18 protein-coding genes, 1 pseudogene and 1 other annotated feature are annotated in these 20,577 nt (G+C 42.4%); of the genes and pseudogenes, 18 read left to right on the top strand and 1 reads right to left on the bottom strand.

What is annotated here, in order from left to right; translation table 11 throughout:
* The first annotated feature begins 120 nt into the window (after positions 1-120).
* The 18 genes and pseudogenes from icd to MHH26_RS11570 form a co-directional block, all read left to right on the top strand.
* Positions 121-1,392, top strand: coding sequence for an NADP-dependent isocitrate dehydrogenase (gene icd / locus MHH26_RS11655; protein ID WP_008346060.1), 1,272 nt, complete (start codon positions 121-123; stop codon positions 1,390-1,392).
* A 34-nt stretch (positions 1,393-1,426) separates the two neighbouring features.
* Positions 1,427-2,365: a malate dehydrogenase gene (gene mdh / locus MHH26_RS11650; RefSeq protein WP_034661844.1), complete on the top strand. Its 939-nt coding sequence runs from the start codon at positions 1,427-1,429 to the stop codon at positions 2,363-2,365.
* Between the two features lie 186 nt (positions 2,366-2,551).
* Positions 2,552-3,280 carry a response regulator transcription factor gene (locus MHH26_RS11645; protein WP_066030564.1) on the top strand — a complete coding sequence of 243 codons (729 nt, stop codon included), beginning with the start codon at positions 2,552-2,554 and terminating at the stop codon, positions 3,278-3,280.
* Positions 3,273-5,015, top strand: a complete 1,743-nt coding sequence (pnpS, locus tag MHH26_RS11640; protein WP_340973516.1) for a two-component system histidine kinase PnpS — start codon at positions 3,273-3,275, stop codon at positions 5,013-5,015. The genes MHH26_RS11645 and pnpS overlap by 8 nt, the downstream gene beginning before the upstream one ends.
* A 254-nt stretch (positions 5,016-5,269) precedes the next feature.
* Positions 5,270-7,909 carry a DNA polymerase I gene (polA, locus tag MHH26_RS11635; protein WP_340973514.1) on the top strand — a complete coding sequence of 880 codons (2,640 nt, stop codon included), beginning with the start codon at positions 5,270-5,272 and terminating at the stop codon, positions 7,907-7,909.
* A 28-nt stretch (positions 7,910-7,937) separates the two neighbouring features.
* Positions 7,938-8,771, top strand: coding sequence for a DNA-formamidopyrimidine glycosylase (mutM, locus tag MHH26_RS11630; protein ID WP_268453050.1), 834 nt, complete (start codon positions 7,938-7,940; stop codon positions 8,769-8,771).
* A 174-nt stretch (positions 8,772-8,945) separates the two neighbouring features.
* On the top strand, positions 8,946-9,578 hold the full coding sequence (ytaF, locus tag MHH26_RS11625) for a sporulation membrane protein YtaF (protein ID WP_034661833.1): 633 nt from the start codon (positions 8,946-8,948) through the stop codon (positions 9,576-9,578).
* Positions 9,579-9,592: 14 nt separating this feature from the next.
* Entirely contained in the window at positions 9,593-10,198 is a 606-nt protein-coding gene (gene coaE / locus MHH26_RS11620; protein ID WP_034661832.1) for a dephospho-CoA kinase, read from the top strand.
* Positions 10,199-10,370: 172 nt separating this feature from the next.
* Positions 10,371-11,393, top strand: a complete 1,023-nt coding sequence (locus tag MHH26_RS11615) for a glyceraldehyde-3-phosphate dehydrogenase (RefSeq protein ID WP_060596977.1) — start codon at positions 10,371-10,373, stop codon at positions 11,391-11,393.
* A 234-nt stretch (positions 11,394-11,627) separates the two neighbouring features.
* Positions 11,628-12,008 carry an adenosylmethionine decarboxylase gene (gene speD, locus MHH26_RS11610; protein WP_003216492.1) on the top strand — a complete coding sequence of 127 codons (381 nt, stop codon included), beginning with the start codon at positions 11,628-11,630 and terminating at the stop codon, positions 12,006-12,008.
* Between the two features lie 185 nt (positions 12,009-12,193).
* Positions 12,194-12,580, top strand: a complete 387-nt coding sequence (locus tag MHH26_RS11605; RefSeq protein ID WP_034661829.1) for a hypothetical protein — start codon at positions 12,194-12,196, stop codon at positions 12,578-12,580.
* A 4-nt stretch (positions 12,581-12,584) separates the two neighbouring features.
* Positions 12,585-13,043, top strand: coding sequence for a transcriptional regulator NrdR (nrdR, locus tag MHH26_RS11600; protein WP_003216720.1), 459 nt, complete (start codon positions 12,585-12,587; stop codon positions 13,041-13,043).
* Between the two features lie 102 nt (positions 13,044-13,145).
* On the top strand, positions 13,146-14,567 hold the full coding sequence (locus tag MHH26_RS11595; RefSeq protein ID WP_106031196.1) for a replication initiation and membrane attachment family protein: 1,422 nt from the start codon (positions 13,146-13,148) through the stop codon (positions 14,565-14,567).
* A 17-nt stretch (positions 14,568-14,584) separates the two neighbouring features.
* The gene (dnaI, locus tag MHH26_RS11590; RefSeq protein ID WP_034662053.1) at positions 14,585-15,514 is read left to right on the top strand and encodes a primosomal protein DnaI; all 930 of its coding nucleotides are present in this window, start codon (positions 14,585-14,587) and stop codon (positions 15,512-15,514) included.
* A gap of 33 nt (positions 15,515-15,547) precedes the next feature.
* Entirely contained in the window at positions 15,548-16,186 is a 639-nt protein-coding gene (locus MHH26_RS11585) for a TVP38/TMEM64 family protein (RefSeq protein ID WP_340973511.1), read from the top strand.
* Positions 16,187-16,246: 60 nt separating this feature from the next.
* A complete protein-coding gene (ytxC, locus tag MHH26_RS11580; RefSeq protein ID WP_034661819.1) occupies positions 16,247-17,116 on the top strand; it encodes a putative sporulation protein YtxC in 870 nt (289 codons plus the stop codon).
* Between the two features lie 43 nt (positions 17,117-17,159).
* Positions 17,160-17,407, top strand: a binding site (T-box leader).
* Between the two features lie 45 nt (positions 17,408-17,452).
* A complete protein-coding gene (gene thrS / locus MHH26_RS11575) occupies positions 17,453-19,393 on the top strand; it encodes a threonine--tRNA ligase (RefSeq protein WP_034661816.1) in 1,941 nt (646 codons plus the stop codon).
* A gap of 121 nt (positions 19,394-19,514) precedes the next feature.
* Positions 19,515-19,662 (top strand): annotated as a pseudogene (locus tag MHH26_RS11570) (methyl-accepting chemotaxis protein); the annotation flags it as partial.
* A 56-nt stretch (positions 19,663-19,718) separates the two neighbouring features.
* Here MHH26_RS11570 and MHH26_RS11565 read toward each other — a convergent pair.
* Complete coding sequence (locus MHH26_RS11565; protein ID WP_060596971.1) at positions 19,719-20,498, bottom strand: HAD family hydrolase; 780 nt, start codon at positions 20,496-20,498, stop codon at positions 19,719-19,721.
* Positions 20,499-20,577: the final 79 nt, after the last annotated feature.

The following is a 20,577-nucleotide window of genomic DNA, read 5'->3' as shown; positions in this document are numbered from 1 at the left end:
CAGGAAGGCCAATCAGCCTCTATATCAACAAAAAACGAATCACGTGAAAAACTTCTTCGCTTGCAGACATCAAGCCAAGAAGTTTCAAATATTCACTACATAACCTGGGAGGTAATATCATTGTCACAAGGCGAAAAAATTACAGTTACTGGCGGCGTATTGAATGTACCAAATAATCCAATTATCCCGTTTATCGAAGGGGACGGAATCGGTCCTGACATTTGGAAAGCAGCATCAAGAGTACTTGAAGCAGCTGTAGAAAAAGCATATAAAGGTGAAAAGCAAATCACTTGGAAAGAAGTATATGCAGGTGAGAAAGCTTACAATAAAACTGGAGAATGGCTTCCTGAGCAAACACTTGAAGACATTCGTGAATACTTAATCGCGATCAAAGGACCACTGACAACACCAATCGGCGGAGGAATCCGTTCATTAAACGTGGCACTTAGACAAGAGCTTGATCTATTCACATGCTTACGTCCAGTTCGCTGGTTCCAAGGCGTACCGTCTCCTGTGAAACGTCCAGAAGACACAGATATGGTCATCTTCCGTGAGAACACAGAAGATATCTATGCTGGCATCGAGTATGCAAAAGGATCAGACGAAGTGAAGAAGTTAATTGACTTCTTGAAAAACGAATTAGGTGTAAACAAAATCCGTTTCCCAGAAACGTCAGGTATCGGAATCAAGCCAGTTTCTGAAGAAGGAACTTCTCGCCTTGTCAGAGCGGCTATCCAATATGCAATCGACCAAGGCCGTAAGTCTGTGACGCTTGTTCACAAAGGAAACATCATGAAATTTACAGAAGGTGCCTTCAAAAACTGGGGCTACGAAGTGGCTGAAAAAGAGTTTGGCGACAAGGTCTTTACATGGGCACAATATGATCGTATTGTAGAACAAGATGGAAAAGATGCGGCAAACAAAGCGCAAAGTGAAGCAGAAGCTGCTGGCAAAATTATTGTCAAAGACAGCATTGCAGATATTTTCCTTCAACAAATCCTAACTCGTCCAGCTGAGTTCGATGTTGTGGCAACAATGAACTTAAACGGAGATTACATCTCTGATGCTCTTGCAGCACAAGTTGGTGGAATTGGTATCGCACCAGGTGCGAACATCAACTACGAAACAGGACACGCTATTTTTGAAGCGACTCACGGAACAGCACCTAAATATGCTGGTCTTGATAAAGTGAATCCATCTTCTGTTCTTCTATCAGGCGTGCTTTTACTTGAGCACCTTGGCTGGCAGGAAGCAGCTGATCTAGTGATTCAATCTGTTGAAAAAACAATTGCATCAAAAGTCGTCACTTACGATTTTGCTAGATTAATGGATGGCGCAACAGAAGTGAAATGTTCTGAGTTTGCTGACGAGCTCATCAAAAACTTGTCTTGATTCTTAAACTTTAAAGTTAAAGGGGAAAAAGGAAATGGCAAACAAGCGTAAAAAAGTATCTGTCATCGGAGCAGGCTTTACTGGAGCAACTACAGCATTTCTAACGGCTCAAAAAGAATTAGCGGACGTCGTATTAGTCGATATCCCGCAGCTTGAGAACCCAACAAAAGGGAAAGCACTTGATATGCTGGAAGCAAGTCCTGTTCAAGGCTTCGATGCAAACATTACAGGAACTTCTAACTACGAAGATACAGCCGGTTCTGATGTCGTGGTCATTACGGCGGGAATTGCAAGAAAGCCGGGAATGAGCCGTGACGATCTCGTGTCAACAAATGAAAAAATCATGCGCAGTGTGACACGCGAAATCGTTAAATATTCTCCAGAAGCCATCATTGTTGTGTTAACAAACCCTGTTGATGCAATGACGTATGCAGTTTATAAAGAATCAGGATTACCAAAAGAAAAAGTCATTGGACAATCGGGCATTCTTGATACAGCACGTTTCCGTACGTTTGTTGCTCAAGAATTAAACCTATCTGTTAAAGATGTGACGGGCTTTGTACTTGGTGGACATGGCGATGACATGGTTCCTCTTGTTCGCTACTCTTATGCAGGCGGTATCCCGCTTGAAACATTGATTCCAAAAGATCGAATTGATGCAATTGTTGAAAGAACAAGAAAAGGCGGCGGCGAAATCGTGAACCTATTAGGTAACGGTAGTGCATATTATGCTCCTGCTGCTTCACTAGTCGAAATGGTTGAGGCGATCCTTAAAGATCAGCGCCGCGTCATGCCGACGATTGCTTACCTTGAAGGTGAATATGGCTACGAAGGCATTTACCTAGGTGTACCAACAATCGTAGGTGGCAACGGTCTTGAGAAGATCATCGAGCTTGAGCTGACAGAAGAAGAAAGAAGTCAGCTTGACCGTTCTGTTGAATCTGTTAAGAATGTCATGAAAGTATTGTCTTAATATGAATAAAAAAGAAGGCTTCTCTCATGAGGAGTCTTCTTTTTGTTTACAAAACAAATCTTGTCGAAATTTTAAATTGTCCTCTTGTTAAGCTTTCGTTAAAATGAAAGAGAAAGCATGACTTCTCGCTTTTCACATAAGATACAAAAAACGGATGCAGGGGAAATCACTAATTGGAGGCACAACATGAATAAAAAAATATTAGTTGTGGATGATGAAGAATCGATTGTAACACTTCTAAGCTATAACCTTGAAAGAGCGGGCTATGATGTCGTCACAGCAAGAGACGGGGAAGAAGCGCTTGAAAAAGCAGCAAGTGAACAGCCTGATCTCATTGTATTAGATTTAATGCTTCCGAAGATGGACGGCATTGAAGTGTGCAAACAACTGAGAATTCAAAAAATGATGTTCCCTATTTTAATGCTGACAGCAAAGGACGATGAATTTGATAAGGTGCTAGGCCTTGAGCTTGGAGCCGATGATTACATGACAAAGCCATTCAGTCCTAGAGAAGTGGGTGCTCGGGTAAAAGCCATCTTGAGAAGAGCACAGCAATCTCAGCCTGCCCCCACGCAAGAGGAGAAGGAAGAGATCATTGCAGACCAAATCAAAATTGGTGAACTGCGCATTTTACCAGAACACTACGAAGTCTATTTCCAGGAAGAACGTCTAGAGCTCACACCAAAAGAGTTTGAACTGCTGCTTTATTTGGCGAAGCATAAAGGACGTGTCCTCACGCGTGATTTATTGTTAAGTGCCGTTTGGAATTATGACTTTGCAGGTGACACTCGTATTGTGGATGTCCATATTAGCCACTTGCGGGACAAAATTGAAAAGAACACGAAAAAACCAACATACATTAAAACGATTCGCGGCTTAGGCTACAAATTGGAGGAGCCAAAGTCAAATGAGTAAAATTAGAACCCGTCTGTTTTCGGGACTCATTTTTCTCCTTTTTATTGTGTTTGTGGCACTTGGTCTTTTCTTGGACCACATGTTCCATGTTTTCTATGAAACCAAATTAACGGAACGAATGGAAAAGGAATCGAGCTTCCTCCTGTCTTCCATGAATGGTGACGATCTGAAGGCGAAGCAAAACAAGGAGGTCCTCCATCAGGCAAAGCAGCATTTTGATATGAATGCGTCGATTGTGGACCTGAAGGGGAATATCATACATACAACGGGTCAAGCAGAACAAAGGGCCATCATTCGAAACACGCTGAACAATGAACGTTTCCAAACAAAAGGGGTCGTCATTGACGATGAGAAGGATGCGCTGTTTCATTATGCTGTCCCGATCCTGAAACAAAACGAACCAGCGGGTTATTTATTTCTCCATGCGTCATACGAGCTTTTAAATGAAATTGACGGCCAGCTCTGGCTTGCATTAGCCTTTTGTCTTGGCTCGGCGATTATCATCATCGTTTTCTTTGGGTACCGCATGTCGATGAAATATGTGAAACCAATTGATTATGCTACAAAGGTAGCCAAACAGCTGGAACGCGGGAACTATGATACGAATAACTATGAAGAGTTGATGATTGAAACAAGTGAACTGAATACTTCCATGAAGCGTTTGGCAGGAAGTCTTCAAGAAATGACAAGTGCCGGTGAAATGCAGAGAGACCGGCTGCAAACGGTCATTGAAAATATTGGAGCGGGGATTATTTTGATTGATAAGATGGGTTATATCCACCTAGTCAATCGAACCTTCCGCAAGCAGTTTAAAGTCCAAAAGCATATTTACATGCACAAGCTGTATCACGAAGCGTTTACACATGAAGAGATTATCGAATTAATTGACGAAATTTTCATGACAGAAACGAAGGTGCGGAAGTTTTTACGTCTAGCCGTTGACATTGAACGCCGCTACTTCCAAGTGGATGGTGTACCAATTTTAAGTACAGACGATGAATGGAAAGGAATTGTCCTTGTGTTTCATGACGTGACAGAAACAAAGCAGCTGGAGCAGATGCGAAAAGACTTTGTCGCCAATGTGTCTCACGAATTAAAGACACCGATTACATCGATTAAAGGATTCTCAGAAACCCTTCTTGATGGCGCGATTGATGACAAGGAAGCACTGACAGAATTTCTTTCTATCATTTTAAAAGAGAGTGTCCGTCTAGAAACACTGATTCAAGACTTACTCGATCTTTCTAAAATTGAACAGCAGCATTTTAAGCTGAATATTCAAGAAGCCAATGCGACAGAAATCATTCAAGAGATTGAAGTGCTGTTAAAACAAAAGGCCGCAGAAAAAGGCATTCAATTACAAGTGCGTGTCCCGAAAGAACCGGTCTATGTTATGGCAGATCCGCTAAGGTTAAAGCAAATCTTCCTCAATCTCGTCAATAATGCCCTGACCTATACACCAGAGGGAGGAAGTGTTACCATCTCAGCAAGACCGCGGAAAGGTGCCTATGAATTTGATGTAGCAGATACAGGAATCGGCATGAAGAAAAGCGAGATTCCAAGAATATTTGAGAGATTTTATCGAATTGATAAAGATAGAAGCAGGAATTCAGGCGGTACAGGTCTTGGTCTTGCCATTGTCAAACACCTTGTGGAAGCGCATGAAGGAACGATTTCTGTCCACAGCAAACAAGGTAAAGGGACGACTTTTACAGTGAGTCTGAAATCGACTTAGAGAAAAAAGGAAAGTCACGTTAAAATTTACATGATCTTTACAATGAATTCATGTTTTGTTAAACATTCATTGATAGGATGAATAGGAACCCCTTCATCCAAGGAGCCAATTTTGGAAGGACGAAAACACTTGTTGTTTTCGTCCCTTTTTTATGCAGGCTCGACTATTTTCTTTTCAAAATAAACTTTGATAAAATGAAGATACAATGTGTGAAAGAGACGGCTGAGATGGCTCAGCCGATGGAGGATTAAAACATGACAGACAAAAAGAAATTAGTGTTAGTGGATGGAAACAGCCTCGCATATCGAGCCTTCTTTGCTTTGCCGCTATTATCAAATGATAAAGGCGTACATACAAATGCTATTTATGGCTTTGCGATGATCTTAATGAAGATGCTGGAGGACGAGAAGCCTACCCATATGCTCGTCGCATTTGATGCGGGAAAAACAACATTCCGCCACGAGACATTTAAAGAATATAAAGGCGGAAGACAAAAAACTCCGCCAGAGCTATCAGAACAAATGCCGTTCATCCGTGAACTATTAGATGCCTATCAGGTGAAAAGGTACGAGCTTCCTCAATATGAAGCAGATGATATTATCGGTACATTGGCTGTCGAGGCAGAAAAAGACGGCTTTGAAGTCAAAATCTTCTCAGGAGATAAGGACTTAACACAGCTCTCAACAGATCATACGACAGTGGCTATTACGAAAAAAGGCATCACAGAAGTAGAATATTACACACCTGCTCATATTGAAGAAAAATATGGCCTGCGACCAGATCAAATCATTGATATGAAAGGGCTGATGGGAGATTCCTCAGATAATATCCCAGGCGTCCCAGGTGTAGGCGAAAAAACAGCGATTAAATTGTTAAAGCAGTTTGAAACAGTTGAGAACCTGTTTGAACATATTGATGAAGTGAGCGGGAAAAAGCTAAAAGAAAAACTTGAAGAATATAAAGAACAAGCAGTCATGAGTAAAGAGCTGGCGACGATTCTTGTAGAAGCACCTATTGATGTGTCAAGCAAAGATCTCGCATACGAAGGCCCTCACATGGATCAAGTGATCTCTCTTTATAAAGAACTGGGCTTTCAAACGCTGCTAGAACGTCTAGGAGAAGCACCAGAAACAGATGAACAGGTCGAAGTAGATGCATTAGAAGTGAAAAAAATGACAGCTGCAGGGGACGACATGCTGACAGATCATGCAGCCCTTGTGGTAGAACAGCTTGGAGATAATTATCACGAAGCGGATTTGATCGGTTTTGCGATCCATAATGAAAATGGTGCGTTTTTTATCACGAAAGAAGATGCGCTTCAATCAGAAGCATTTAAAGAATGGGTACAGGATGAAACGAAGAAAAAATGGGTCTTTGATTCAAAAAGAGCAGTTGTCGCCCTGAGATGGCATGATGTCGATCTAAAAGGTGTTGATAATGATGTTCTGCTCGCTTCCTATGTCGTCAACCCGCAGAAATCATACGAAGACGTCGCAAGTGTAGCGAAGGAATATGGTCTGAATATCGCTCTTTCTGATGAAAAAGTATACGGAAAAGGAGCAAAGCAGGCGATTCCACCTGAAGATGAACTGAAAGAACATCTTGGACGAAAAGCAGCGGCGATCTCAGCCTTGCATGATTTAACACTTGAAGCATTAGAAAAAAATGATCAGCACGAACTGTATGAAGATTTAGAGCTGCCACTTGCTCTCATCTTAGGTGAAATGGAATCTCTTGGAGTAAAGGTAGATATAAAACGCCTAGAGAAAATGGGTGAAGAATTAACGAAAAAGCTCAAAGAATATGAAGAAACCATTCACCGCTTAGCAGGAGAAACGTTTAACATCAATTCTCCTAAACAGCTTGGCGTCATCCTTTTTGAAAAATTAGGTCTGCCGATTATTAAGAAGACAAAAACAGGCTACTCGACGTCTGCGGATGTGCTTGAAAAGCTTGAAGATAAGCATGAAATCATTCGATCCATTCTGCATTACAGGCAAATTGGAAAGCTGCAATCGACCTATGTGGAAGGCTTAATGAAAGTAACGCGTAAGGATACTCATAAAGTGCATACAAGATTTAATCAAGCACTCACCCAAACAGGAAGATTAAGCTCAACAGATCCGAATCTTCAAAACATCCCGATTCGTTTAGAAGAAGGACGGAAGATTCGTCAAGCATTCGTTCCTTCAAAAGAAGGCTGGCTCATGTTTGCAGCTGACTATTCACAAATCGAGCTGCGTGTACTCGCTCATATTTCACAAGATGAGAATTTGATCGAAGCATTTACGCAAGACATGGACATTCACACGAAAACAGCGATGGACGTGTTCCATGTCTCAGAAGAAGAAGTGACTTCCGCTATGAGAAGACAAGCCAAAGCGGTAAACTTCGGTATTGTATATGGAATTAGCGATTATGGACTTTCTCAAAACCTTGGGATCACAAGAAAAGAAGCAGCCGCATTTATCGAGCGCTATTTAACAAGCTTTAAAGGCGTGAAAACCTATATGGAAGAAATCGTCCAGGAAGCGAAACAAAAAGGCTACGTCACGACGCTTCTCAAACGCAGACGGTATATCCCGGATATCACAAGCCGTAATTTTAATATCAAAAGCTTTGCAGAACGAACAGCCATGAACACACCGATCCAAGGCAGTGCAGCCGATATTATTAAAAAAGCGATGATTGATATGGCGCGAAGGCTCAAAGAAGAAAACCTGCAGGCAAATCTTTTATTACAGGTGCACGATGAATTGATCTTCGAAGCGCCGAAAGAAGAAATCGCCATCCTTGAAAAGATTGTTCCTGAAGTCATGGAAAACGCACTTCAGCTTGATGTGCCGCTAAAAGTTGATTTTGCTTCAGGTCCATCTTGGTACGATGCGAAATAAATAATAGAGAGAAAAAGGAGCGAGGAGCATGCCGGAATTACCAGAAGTTGAAACCGTCCGGCGCACTCTCAAGCGGTTAGTCGAAGGAAAGACGATTGAAACGGTCGATATCAAATGGCCAAACATCATCAAACGTCCTGGGGAGCCGGAAGAGTTCGCAAGAAGAATGGTAGGAGAAACCATACAAACCATTGAAAGAAGAGGGAAGTTCCTCCTCTTTCATTTAGACCATTATGTGATGGTCTCCCATTTAAGGATGGAAGGGAAATACCGTGTACATGAAGCGCATGAGCCTTATGATAAACACGTACACGTCGTCTTTACGTTTACAGATGGTACTGAGCTTCGGTACCATGATGTGCGTAAATTTGGCACGATGCATTTATTTCAGCCGGGTGAAGAGGAAAGGGAACTCCCGCTTTCTCAGCTGGGATATGAACCATTTGATGAACAGTTCACTCCTGAGTATTTATGGGAGCAATTGAAAAAAACAACCCGTGTGGTTAAAACAGCGCTGCTTGATCAAAAGATTGTCGTAGGTCTTGGTAACATTTATGTAGATGAGGTCCTGTTTAAATCAGGTATTCATCCAGAAACGAAAGCGAATCAGCTCAGCCTGGAATCCTGCAAAGTGCTTCACAAACAGATCATTGATACGCTTCAAGTGGCGGTAGATGCGGGAGGAAGCACGATTCGTTCTTATATCAACTCACAAGGAGATATTGGAACATTTCAGCTGCAGCTTCTTGTATATGACCGGAGGGGAGAGCCTTGCCAAACATGCGGAAGCATCATTGAGAAAACAGTGGTCGGAGGGCGCGGCACGCACTTTTGTGTGACCTGCCAAAAACGTCCTCAATAAAGTTTAGCCATGAGCATGCTTCCTTTTTGCTATGCATACGATAAAAAACATTCATTTTTCAGCAAGGTGTAGACTGACACACAGCCCACCTGCTCTTCATATAGTGAAGAAGAGTCTAAGGACGCTTAGAGACTCTTGATCATCGTTGCATGAACAGAAAGGAAGAGTTCAGGTATGATTTCGATTTCGCTCCTGTTTTTAGCTATTGCAGTCAGCATCGACAGCTTTTCTGTAGGCTTTACGTATGGGCTTCGCAAAATGAGGATCCCATTTAAAGCCATCGTCATTATTGCATGCTGCTCAGGGATTGTGCTGCTCATTTCTATGCTGATTGGCAGTCTGCTGACGACATTTCTCCCTGTCTCAGTGACCGATAAACTGGGTGGAGGCATTTTAATTGCCATTGGCCTTTGGGTCCTGTATCAATTTTACAAACCAGCGAAAGAGCGTGATTTGCTTCTTCATGAAAAGACATTGCTCAATGTGGAAGTACAATCGCTTGGGCTTGTCATTCACATTTTAAGAAAGCCGACAAGTGCAGATATTGACCGATCTGGGACGATTAATGGAATGGAAGCGGTACTTCTTGGAATTGCTTTATCCATTGATGCATTTGGCGCAGGGATTGGCGCAGCGATTCTTGGCTTTTCTCCAATTGTTATGAGTATCACGGTGGCAGTGATGAGCTCACTTTTTGTGTGTATCGGGCTGCGTGCCGGTCATTACTTGGCAAATTGGCGCTGGATCAATAAACTCGCATGCTTACCAGGGCTTCTGCTCATATTAATTGGGGTTTGGAAGCTGTAAAAGGAGGAAATCAATTGACGCTTGTCATTGGATTAACAGGCGGGATTGCTAGCGGAAAAAGCACAGTCTCGCAGATGATAAAAGAGCAGGGCATTCGGGTTGTGGACGCAGATGTGATTGCAAAAGAAGCGGTCTCCAAAGGAACATCCGCCCTTCATCATATCGTTCAAACCTTTGGTGAGGGTGTCCTCCTGCCAAATGGAGAGCTGAACCGGCAGGAGCTGGGAGCCATTATTTTTTCTAATGAAGAGAAACGAAAGCAGCTGAATGCGATCGTTCATCCAGAAGTGCGAAAGGAAATGCTCAGGCAGCGAGATGAAGGGATCAACAGCCAAGAAACATTCGTTGTCCTTGATATCCCGCTTTTATTTGAAAGTCAGCTGGAAAGTCTTGTCGACCGGATCATTGTGGTGTATACAACACCGGAATTGCAGCTATCACGACTCATGAATCGAAACGACCTCAGTGAGGAAGAAGCGCTGAATCGGATTCACTCTCAGCAGCCCCTTGAAGAGAAATGTAAAAAAGCAGACCGCGTGATAGAAAACACACAAGATCTCGCTTTTATCAGAAAGCAATTGCAGAACATATTAAATGAATGGGAACATACAGATAAGTAAGAGTACATACACGTACTCTTCTTTTTTTATGCTTTATTCTTATTTCCTTTGAAAAGAACAGCCCTTTTTAGAAAATATACGTTTATATACTGGCAATTACATTCTAATGTGATATACTAATTTCATAAATAAATTTATTGAGTATAACACATAATAGAGGAGTGACCTGTTCATGAAGGTAAAAGCAGCGATCAATGGGTTTGGCAGAATTGGACGCATGGTCTTCAGAAAAGCAATGCTTGATGATCAAATTCAAATTGTAGCGGTGAACGCAAGCTATCCTGCCGAAACGCTAGCACATTTAATTAAATATGACACAAATCATGGACGTTACGAATGCGATGTGACAGCAGAAGATGACGCACTGATTGTAAATGGGAAAAGAGTGCTTTTGCTCAATGACAGAGACCCAAAGCAGCTTCCATGGGGAGAGCTTGGGATTGATATCGTCATAGAAGCAACAGGGAAATTTAATTCAAAAGAACAAGCGATGGGCCATATAGATGCCGGAGCGAAAAAGGTCGTACTCACAGCTCCAGGTAAAAATGAAGACATTACAATTGTGATGGGTGTCAATGAAGATGATCTTGATCCTGAAAAGCACGTCATTATTTCAAACGCATCTTGTACAACAAACTGTTTAGCACCAGTTGTTAAATTGTTAGATGATGAATTCGGCATCGACAACGGCTTAATGACAACGGTTCATGCGTATACAAATGATCAAAAAAATATCGACAACCCGCATAAGGATTTGCGCCGGGCAAGAGCGTGTGCCCAGTCCATCATTCCAACTACGACGGGTGCCGCTAAAGCGCTTTCTTTAGTGCTGCCGCACATGAAAGGGAAATTGCATGGACTTGCACTGCGCGTGCCAGTTTCCAATGTATCGATGGTTGATCTTGTCGTCGACTTGAAAAAAGATGTCACAGCAGAAGAAGTAAATGCAGCCTTCTCAAATGCATCAAAAACTTCTCTATCCGGTATTTTAGATTACACGGATGAGCCGCTTGTTTCTACAGACTTTAACACGAACCCTTATTCAGCTGTCGTGGATGGACTGACAACGATGGTGATGGAGGATAGAAAAGTAAAAGTTCTTGCATGGTATGACAATGAATGGGGTTATTCATGCAGAGTGGTGGATCTTGTGAAGTTTGTCGGTTCGCAGATGAAAGAGCTTTCTGCTGTTTGAAATGAAGAAGACGAACGTCCCTTTTCAAGAAATGAGAGAAAATCCCACTAAAAACACAGCTTGCAAAATGGGTCTAAACAAAGTATACTATTTTTCGTGAACTTCTTGTTCGCAGACTCATTCGGGTATACTTAAAGGGTTAGGACCTCTTTGGACTAACTTTCCCCCGTGGTATATGTCCGGTCCGGCTGCTTAGAACTTCACTCTTTCATTCTTGTTTAAGGGGGGTCCATGATGGAAACAATCGGACGTCACGTTATCTCCGAGCTATGGGGATGCGACTGTGATAAACTGAACGACATGGATTTTATTGAAAAAACGTTTGTAAATGCAGCTTTGAAATCAGGAGCTGAAGTAAGAGAGGTTGCTTTTCACAAATTTGCACCTCAAGGAGTAAGTGGAGTTGTCATTATTTCTGAATCTCATCTGACAATTCACAGCTTTCCTGAACATGGTTATGCGAGCATAGATGTTTATACTTGCGGCGACCTAGATCCGAATATCGCAGCAGATCATATCGGAGATGAATTAGGTGCCGAAACAAGAGAAAACATCGAAATTCCTCGAGGCATGGGACCTGTACAAGTGAAACAGGCACAAGCCAAAGCACTGTAAACATAAAAAAGATTGCAATGGGAGCTGGCCAAAAGCATTGAAATGCCTTTGTGTTATGCTCCTTTTTATATTTGTTTGATATACAAAATCCAACATTCCCCAACTTGTCTATACTTTTGTTCTAGGAAAACAAAGGTTTTTTTTATAAAATAAAGAAGAGGCATTATGGCAAAGGGGATACGTATATGACTTTAGGACAAAAGTTCAAACGGTTCATGTCAAACCATACAGAAACATCTGACGAGCATCCAGTGTCAGAACTGAAAAGCCATTACTACAAAACGACGAATGCACAAGTTTTTCAAGCGGTGGAAGCCATGCTTTCCCGAAACGATTCCTATCAAGTGACATCTGTTTCAGCAGAACGAGGTGAAATCAGCGCAAACATCAGAATGCCGAAAAAAGCCTTTCTCGTAGCGACTGTCATTTCAATTCGTCCTTTTGAAACAGCTGTCGATTTTAATGTGACAACAGAAACGGTCCTGCCAACAGATTTTGGTTATAGTCAGAAGGCCGTTTTGTCCCTTTATGATGAACTAGACAAACAACTTCCAAGAATAGATCGGAGCTGATGAAATGAAATGTCCCACATGTCAGCACCTTGGCACAAGGGTGCTTGATTCAAGACCAGTAGATGAAGGGAAATCCATCCGTCGTAGAAGAGAGTGCGAAAGCTGCCAATATCGCTTTACGACGTTTGAGAAATTAGAAGAATTACCGCTGATTGTGGTGAAAAAAGAAGGGATTCGAGAAGAATTCAGCCGCGAAAAGATGCTGAGAGGACTCATTAAAGCGTGTGAGAAGCGTCCTGTTGCTTTAAAGCAGCTGGAGGATGTCTGCTTTAATATTGAAAAAGAACTGCGTAATCAAGGTATGTCAGAAGTGAAAAGCGAGCTTGTAGGTGAAATGGTGATGGACGAGCTGGCAAAAATTGATGAAGTGTCTTACGTCAGGTTTGCCTCAGTTTACCGGCAGTTTAAAGATATCAACGTCTTTATTGATGAATTAAAAGATTTATTAAAGAAAGAACGCTAAAAAAGAGCTGAAGATTCTTCACGCTCTTTTTCCTGCGTAAAGCGTAAAACGCAAAAAGGGTGTACAATAGAAACAATTGCAATTCATGGGGAGGATCAGCATATGACAGAGCATTGGAAGGAAGTGCTAGCCGTCGATCCGTATGTCGTCAAAAGCGCTTCATTGCTCGGTGACATCGATAGACAGCTCATTACTCTTTTATATCAGCCGCTTATAGGCATGTCCGCTTTCAGCTTATATATGACGCTGTGGGGAGAGCTGGAACAAAATCGTATGTGGGGGAAACCCGCACCTCATCGGCAGCTCATGGTCATGCTGCAAACGAATTTAAATGATATTTTTGAGGAACGTTTAAAGCTTGAAGCGATTGGTTTACTTCGCACATATGAACAGGAAACGGAAGAAGGTAGACTGTTTACATATGAGCTTGTGCCGCCGCTAAGACCAGATGAGTTTTTCCAGGATGGTATGCTGAATGTCCTGCTGTACCATCGTGTAGAGAAAGCAAAATATATGCAGCTTCGTGATTATTTTTCTTATCCAGGTGTTCCTGCAGAGGCAAAGAACATCTCGCGGTCGTTTGAAGAAGTCTTTCACGTATTGCAGCCAGGTGAACGCAGGATGACAGAAGAAATCAATCGGGCGTCATCACTTGATCAGGGCTATGAATATGTGACCGTTGGATCGAGTCAGCCGGCTCCGCTTTCAGACGAATCCTTTGATTTCGATCTATTGTTAGCGGGCATGTCTGATATGATGATTCCAAGAAAGGCTTTGACAAAGCAGGTGAAAGAAACCATTAAGAAGTTAGCCGTTGTATACGGCATCACCCCGCTTCAAATGCAAAATATTGTAGCAGGCGCCTGCGGTTCGGATCAAATGATCTCAACAGAAGAGCTGAGAAAAGCCGCAAGAGACTGGTACCAAATCGAATACAGAGGCGAGCAGCCAAAACTCATTGATCAAAAACAGCCTAGACACCTGCGTCAAGATGCTTCAAAAGCGCTAGCAGATACGCCAGATGCCAAATTGATTGAAAAGCTCGATCATATTTCGCCTAGGGAGCTGCTAAAAGATATGGCAGACGGCATTGAGCCAACGTATGCCGACTTAAGAATTGTCGAAGATATTATGCTCGAGCAGCAGCTAGAGCCAGGTGTCATGAACGTTTTGATCTACTATACATTACTGAAAACAGATATGAAGCTGTCGAAAACATATATGCAAAAAATCGCCGCTCATTGGGTGAGAAAGAAAATTAAAACCGTAGCGGCAGCCATGAAAATTGCCAAAGAAGAGAACAAGCAAATGACAGAGTGGGCGCAGCAGAAAAAGCAGCGCAGCACATATGGATCAGGGAAAGTTGTCCGAGAAGAGAAGCTTCCTGACTGGATGAAAGAAACTGAAACGAAAGAACAGCCGGCAAAAGAACAAACAGACAGTCTGTCGACAGAAGACCTCGAACGAGAAAAAGAAAAACTGTTAGATCAGTTTAAAAATATGAAAAAGTACAATGCACATTAAGGTGAGGTGAGATGGGGATGAAACCGATCGGTCGTTCATTTGAACAGTTAAAAGGACGAGTAGATTTTCGTGTGAGATACAATCAGATTAAAGAGAGTGTGTTATCTGATGAAGATGTAAGAGCCTTTTTACAGGAGCATCAAGAAGAAATACACGAAGACATGATCAATCGTAGTTTGAACCGGCTTTTTGAATATGTGCAGCAGTCGAAGGGTTGTTCATATTGCTTAGATGAAGAGAACGTCAATGCGATTTTAGACGGGTATCACCCGAAGCTTGTGATCAAAGGTCAGAGTATTGATATTGAATATTCCCCCTGCCCAGTCAAGCTGCGGCTCGATAGACAGAAAAAACAGCAAGAGCTTATGAAAAGCATGTACATTCCGCAAAATGTTCTTCAAGCGACGTTCACTGATCTGAACGTTGTGGGAAGACAGGAAGTCATTCAAAAAGTAGGTCAATTCCTGCAAAGCTATGATGAGACGGGCAAAGGGAAGGGCTTATATTTACACGGAAAGTTTGGAGTAGGAAAAACGTATATTCTGGCAGCCATTGCGCAGCAGCTAGCGGAGAAGGAATACCCATCTCTCCTTGTGTACGTGCCTGAATTTGTGAGAGAGTTAAAAAATTCGTTAGCCGATCATACACTGGAAGCAAAGCTGAACATGGTCAAATCCACCCCTATTTTAATGCTTGATGATATTGGGGCAGAGTCGATGACAAGCTGGGTTCGAGATGAACTGCTCGGAACGATCTTACAATACCGTATGGCAGAGCAGCTGCCGACTTTCTTCTCTTCTAATTTCTCACCAAGTGAACTGAAGCATCACTTTACGTACTCACAGCGCGGGGAAAAAGAAGAGGTCAAAGCCGCTCGTTTAATGGAACGGATTCTTTATTTAGCAGAGGCAGTCTTGCTCGAAGGAGAAAACCGCCGTCATTTATAAAAGCGTCTATCACGTGAAGGAGGAGCAAATGAAATGAACAAAAGAAAATGGCTGCTTTTTCTCGTGATTGCAGGTCTCGTTGCTTTGCTGTGGTGGCTGAACAAACAGCACCTTCAGCTGGCGCCGAAAGATGTGAAGAATTGGGTGCTTCAATTTGGGCTGCTGGCTCCCTTTGTTTTTCTGTTCTTATCTCTTTTTCGCCCGTTTGTTCTCGTCCCACTTACGGTCTTTTCGCTGGCAGCAGGTTTAGCATTCGGCAGTGTTCTTGGGACGATTTATGCCCTCGTTGGTGCTACCGCCGGAGCAACAGGCTCCTTCCTGCTTGCCACAACCTTTCGTGCAAAAAAGAAAGGCAGAGAATCAAGCAGCCGGAAGCTGAGAGCGGTGACATCCCGCATTCAGGAGCATGGGTTTCTTTATATTTTGTTATTGCGTATTGCCCCGATCCATTTTGACTTTGTCAGCTATGCGGCAGCAGTTTCACGTGCGAATTATCGTGCATTCACGGCAGCTACTTTTTTAGGCTTAATACCGGGTACAGTTGCATTAAATGTCCTTGGCTCAAGCTTTGTCAGCGGCAATTATGCCGCCTTAGTGATCGTTTGTTTGATTTATCTGATCTTTATCTCCGTTCCGCTCATTTTAAAAAGAAAGATGCCTGATTTATTTTAGGCGTCTATTTTTTATGTTTTCCCCATATATATGTAACAGATGTCGTTAGGGGGGACAAACATGCTTGAAATAATCTTTGAAGATGAATATGATACCGCCGCTTTTTTACATCTTGCTGAACACTTGGACAGTCGGCATCACATGTCAATTCAACAAGGGAAAGACCGGCTTCTCATAGAGGCGAAGGAATCAGAAGAAGGACTTGAGCCCATTGTGCGGCCATTACTGGTTCACTTTTTTTTGGAATGCAAAGAAAATGAGCGCATGCGCAGCATCCTTGAAAACACCTATTTATTTAAAGATCCTGAAGAGCAGCACCAAATTCTTTCAATCGCCCACAGTATTATGAACGGGGATTTAGATGATATTCCCGGCATTCATCAAGAACCGTCAAGAGAAGCCCTGTTAACAAAGGAGCTTGAGACCATTTCTTTACAGCAAGGTATTTTTTCAATTGGTTCATTTATGACTTTTAGACTGTCAGAGTATGACAGGAGGCTGAAGAACTATGTTGAAGTCTCCATTGAAGAATACAAAATGGAACAAGAATATCAAAACTTCATTCAATCGCTTCGAGACTATGTGATGGCAAGAGAACCGAAGCTCGAAAAAGTACATGTTGTGCATCAGGACCGCCTGATGATTTGGGAATTTCGGTACGCTTCTGAGCGTGATCAAAAACAATACATAGACAGACAGTTTGTAAGAGAGCATCCAATGTATATTGATTCGCAGCTGATTGCACCACTCGTATCCATAGCGCCCCAAAAGATTGACCTGTTTACAAATGATACAGGTCACTCGATGGTACAGACCATTCAAAATATTTTTCAAGAAAGGGTCGAGGTATTCCCGGCTCATTCATTTCAAGAACAGAATGTTCAATTTGTCCATGACCATTTGGAACAGAAAAGTGAAAAGCTTTCTTGATTTTCACGAAAAAACGTTTTATAATACGGTGTAACTTCATACAGAGACCGTATTGATAAGGACATGAACAAATGAACACCCGCTTAAAGAGAGGGAAGCCGCGGCTGAAAGCTTCCTAGCAGAGGACCATTTGCTTTACCACCTTTGAACATCAGCTGTGAACTTTTTAGTAATGGCTGACGGGAATTCCCGTTATCGAACCACAAGCCGTGTTTGCTTATGAAAACGTAAGCTGCAAATACGGGAAAAAGGGTGGAACCACGATTCCGTTTATTCAACCTCGTCCCTTTCCAGGGGGCGGGGTTTTTATATTGCCAAAAAAAGGAGTGACCAGAGATGTCAGAACAAATTCAACTTACATTTCCAGATGGAGCAGTCAAGGAGTTTGACAAAACAGCTACAACAGAAGACATCGCGGCATCAATTAGCCCGGGCCTAAAGAAAAAAGCGCTTGCCGGTAAATTGAACGGCAAAGAAATAGATCTGCGTACGCCGCTATTAGAAAGTGGAACAATCGAGATCATCACAGATAAAAGTGAAGAAGCACTCGACATTATGCGCCACAGCACAGCACATTTGCTAGCACAGGCGATCAAACGTCTTTATGGAAAAGAGCATCATGTCCAGTTTGGCGTAGGTCCTGTGATCGAAAATGGTTTCTACTATGATGTCGACATCGATGTTGCCATCACACCTGAAGACTTACCTAAGATTGAAAAAGAAATGAAAAAAATCATTAACAGCAATTTGCCAATTGAGCGAATTGAAGTAACAAGAGAAGAAGCGAAAAAACGCTTTGAAGCGATTGGTGATCAATTGAAGCTTGAGCTGTTAGAGGCGATTCCAGAAGGTGAAGCCGTGACGATTTATGAGCAGGGTGAATTCTTTGACCTCTGCCGCGGCATTCACTTGCCATCAACAGGGAAAATCAAAGAGTTTAAGCTGTTAAGCCTTGCAGGTGCATACTGGAGAGGTGACAGCAACAATCAAATGCTTCAGCGTATTTACGGTACAGCTTTCTTCAGCAAAGAAGATTTAAATGAGCACTTACGCCTGCTTGAAGAAGCGAAAGAACGCGATCACCGTAAACTAGGAAAAGAGCTGAAACTGTTTGCGAACTCTCAAAAGGTAGGTCAAGGTCTACCGCTTTGGCTGCCAAAAGGCGCAACGATCCGCCGTGTTATTGAGCGTTACATTGTCGATAAAGAAGTACGTCTTGGTTATGAGCATGTGTATACACCAGTTCTTGCGAATGTCGAATTGTATAAAACTTCAGGGCACTGGGCGCATTATCAAGAAGACATGTTCCCAGTGATGGAAATGGATAACGAAGATCTTGTTCTTCGTCCTATGAACTGTCCGCACCATATGATGATTTACAAAAACGAGCCGCATAGCTATCGTGAATTGCCAATTCGTATTGCAGAGCTTGGTACAATGCACCGCTATGAAATGTCAGGTGCTTTATCCGGCCTTCAGCGTGTTCGCGGGATGACATTAAACGATGCACATATCTTTGTTCGTCCAGATCAAATCAAAGAAGAGTTCATTCGTACAGTTCGCTTAATTGAAGAAGTGTATCAAGACTTTGGCTTGAATGACTACACATTCCGCTTATCTTACCGTGATCCAGAAGATACTGAGAAGTATTTCGACGATGATGCGATGTGGAATAAAGCGCAATCGATGCTAAAGGATGCAATGGACGAGCTTGGTCATGATTATTATGAAGCAGAAGGAGAAGCGGCATTTTATGGTCCGAAGCTTGATGTACAGGTCAAGACAGCTCTTGGAAAAGAAGAGACATTGTCTACTGTACAGCTTGACTTCTTACTACCAGAGCGTTTCGATCTCACCTATATCGGAGAAGATGGCAAGCATCATCGTCCGGTCGTGATTCATAGAGGTGTTGTCTCTACAATGGAGCGCTTTGTTGCCTTCTTAATTGAAGAATACAAAGGAGCCCTTCCAACATGGTTGGCACCTGTACAATTCCAAGTCATCCCGGTTTCACCGTCTGTCCATTTAGACTATGCGAAAAAAGTACAAGAACGTTTGCAGCTTGAAGGCCTTCGTGTAGAGCTTGACAGCCGTGATGAAAAGATTGGATACAAAATTAGAGAAGCGCAAATGCAAAAGATCCCGTACATGCTAGTCGTCGGAGATCAAGAAGCAGAAAATGGCGCTGTCAATGTAAGAAAATACGGAGAGCAAGATTCAGAAACAATGGATCTTGAAGCCTTTGTGAAACATGCAGTAGCAGAAGCGAAAAAATAATACTTCCAATGAAGCAGTCAGTGATCTTTCTCTTGAGATCATTGGCTTTTTCTTTTTGAAAAAAATTCTCCACTGGTGATCCAGTTTCTTGAATGATACGTTTGGAAAGTACGAAAGTATGGTCAGCAGCGGAACGAGCCGGGCCAAGACAACCGTGTTTACAAATCGCGATCTTGTAAAGCAGGCAAGCGAGGAATTTATGAATGTAGTTAGGAGAAGCAGCCCGCAGCTTAGACAAGCAAGCGCAAAGTCTAGCCGCCATTGTGTAGTTTGAAAACACAAAAACACCCAAACTCGTCAGGAGAAGGGTGTTTTCTCTTTTGTTCTATTTTAATATATCAAACAATTCATGTAAGTCTTTGATTTCGTAATCTGGCGTTACATCTGTTTCATTCTTTTTGCCATGTCGATTGATCCAAACGGTTTGAATCCCAGCGCGAGATGCCCCAAGAATATCTGTTTTTGGATTGTCTCCAACCATGATCACATCGTCTTTTGTTAGATTTAACAGCTGAAGGCAGTGCTCAAAGATGCCAGGGTCAGGTTTGCCTTTCCCGTAATCTCCTGAAATCACAATTTCATTAAAATAAGGTGCAAGCTCAGGAACACCTGCCAGTTTTTCCTTTTGAAGACTAGGATCTCCGTTTGTTAAAAGGAGCAATTCATAGCTGCCTTTCAGGCGGTCTAAAACAGGATACGTTTCTTCATAGACAAATGGACGTTTTCTCCGCTCTGCTGCAAAGAAATCAGCCAAATATTGTCCAAATGCCTCATCGTCAATTCCTGCTTCTTTTAAGCCATTTGTCCAAGCGTTCTTGCGATACTCTGGTGCAAGGGCATTCAGCTTTTGAAAGCCTTCGCTAATCGGTTCACTAAAATTTGACCACAGTCCTTCGAAAGGATTAATTCCGATCATGACAGTATAATCATATGTTTCATAGGAAGAGTACAGCTTTCTTGCTTCTTCACGTACAATCTGTTCAAATGTTGCTGGATTCAGTCCATATTTCTTTTCCGCTTCGCGGCATGTTTCCTGAAAAGTTGTGTGAATGCTTTTTTCATCCCAAAGCAAAGTATCATCTAAATCGAAAAATACGGCTTTCATGATCTTCTCCCTTGTTATGTATGTGTTACCTTCAATTGCAAGTGACGGCTCATGTTCATTTTACAATAGAAGATGAGGG

This window comes from Bacillus sp. FSL K6-2839 (assembly GCF_038003365.1).
Lineage (GTDB): Bacteria > Bacillota > Bacilli > Bacillales > Bacillaceae > Bacillus.
Note: the sequence above shows the minus strand (reverse complement) of the source record. Positions and strands in the feature narration are given on the sequence as shown.

Coding starts and splice junctions, on each gene's coding strand:
- pnpS (WP_340973516.1), top strand. CDS start 3,273: ATGAGTAAAATTAGAACCCGTCTGTTTTCGGGACTCATTTTTCTCCTT.
- MHH26_RS11615 (WP_060596977.1), top strand. CDS start 10,371: ATGAAGGTAAAAGCAGCGATCAATGGGTTTGGCAGAATTGGACGCATG.
- ytaF (WP_034661833.1), top strand. CDS start 8,946: ATGATTTCGATTTCGCTCCTGTTTTTAGCTATTGCAGTCAGCATCGAC.
- MHH26_RS11605 (WP_034661829.1), top strand. CDS start 12,194: ATGACTTTAGGACAAAAGTTCAAACGGTTCATGTCAAACCATACAGAA.
- MHH26_RS11565 (WP_060596971.1), bottom strand. CDS start 20,498: ATGAAAGCCGTATTTTTCGATTTAGATGATACTTTGCTTTGGGATGAA.
- dnaI (WP_034662053.1), top strand. CDS start 14,585: ATGAAACCGATCGGTCGTTCATTTGAACAGTTAAAAGGACGAGTAGAT.
- speD (WP_003216492.1), top strand. CDS start 11,628: ATGGAAACAATCGGACGTCACGTTATCTCCGAGCTATGGGGATGCGAC.
- ytxC (WP_034661819.1), top strand. CDS start 16,247: ATGCTTGAAATAATCTTTGAAGATGAATATGATACCGCCGCTTTTTTA.
- MHH26_RS11585 (WP_340973511.1), top strand. CDS start 15,548: ATGAACAAAAGAAAATGGCTGCTTTTTCTCGTGATTGCAGGTCTCGTT.
- MHH26_RS11595 (WP_106031196.1), top strand. CDS start 13,146: ATGACAGAGCATTGGAAGGAAGTGCTAGCCGTCGATCCGTATGTCGTC.
- thrS (WP_034661816.1), top strand. CDS start 17,453: ATGTCAGAACAAATTCAACTTACATTTCCAGATGGAGCAGTCAAGGAG.
- nrdR (WP_003216720.1), top strand. CDS start 12,585: ATGAAATGTCCCACATGTCAGCACCTTGGCACAAGGGTGCTTGATTCA.
- polA (WP_340973514.1), top strand. CDS start 5,270: ATGACAGACAAAAAGAAATTAGTGTTAGTGGATGGAAACAGCCTCGCA.
- MHH26_RS11645 (WP_066030564.1), top strand. CDS start 2,552: ATGAATAAAAAAATATTAGTTGTGGATGATGAAGAATCGATTGTAACA.
- mdh (WP_034661844.1), top strand. CDS start 1,427: ATGGCAAACAAGCGTAAAAAAGTATCTGTCATCGGAGCAGGCTTTACT.
- mutM (WP_268453050.1), top strand. CDS start 7,938: ATGCCGGAATTACCAGAAGTTGAAACCGTCCGGCGCACTCTCAAGCGG.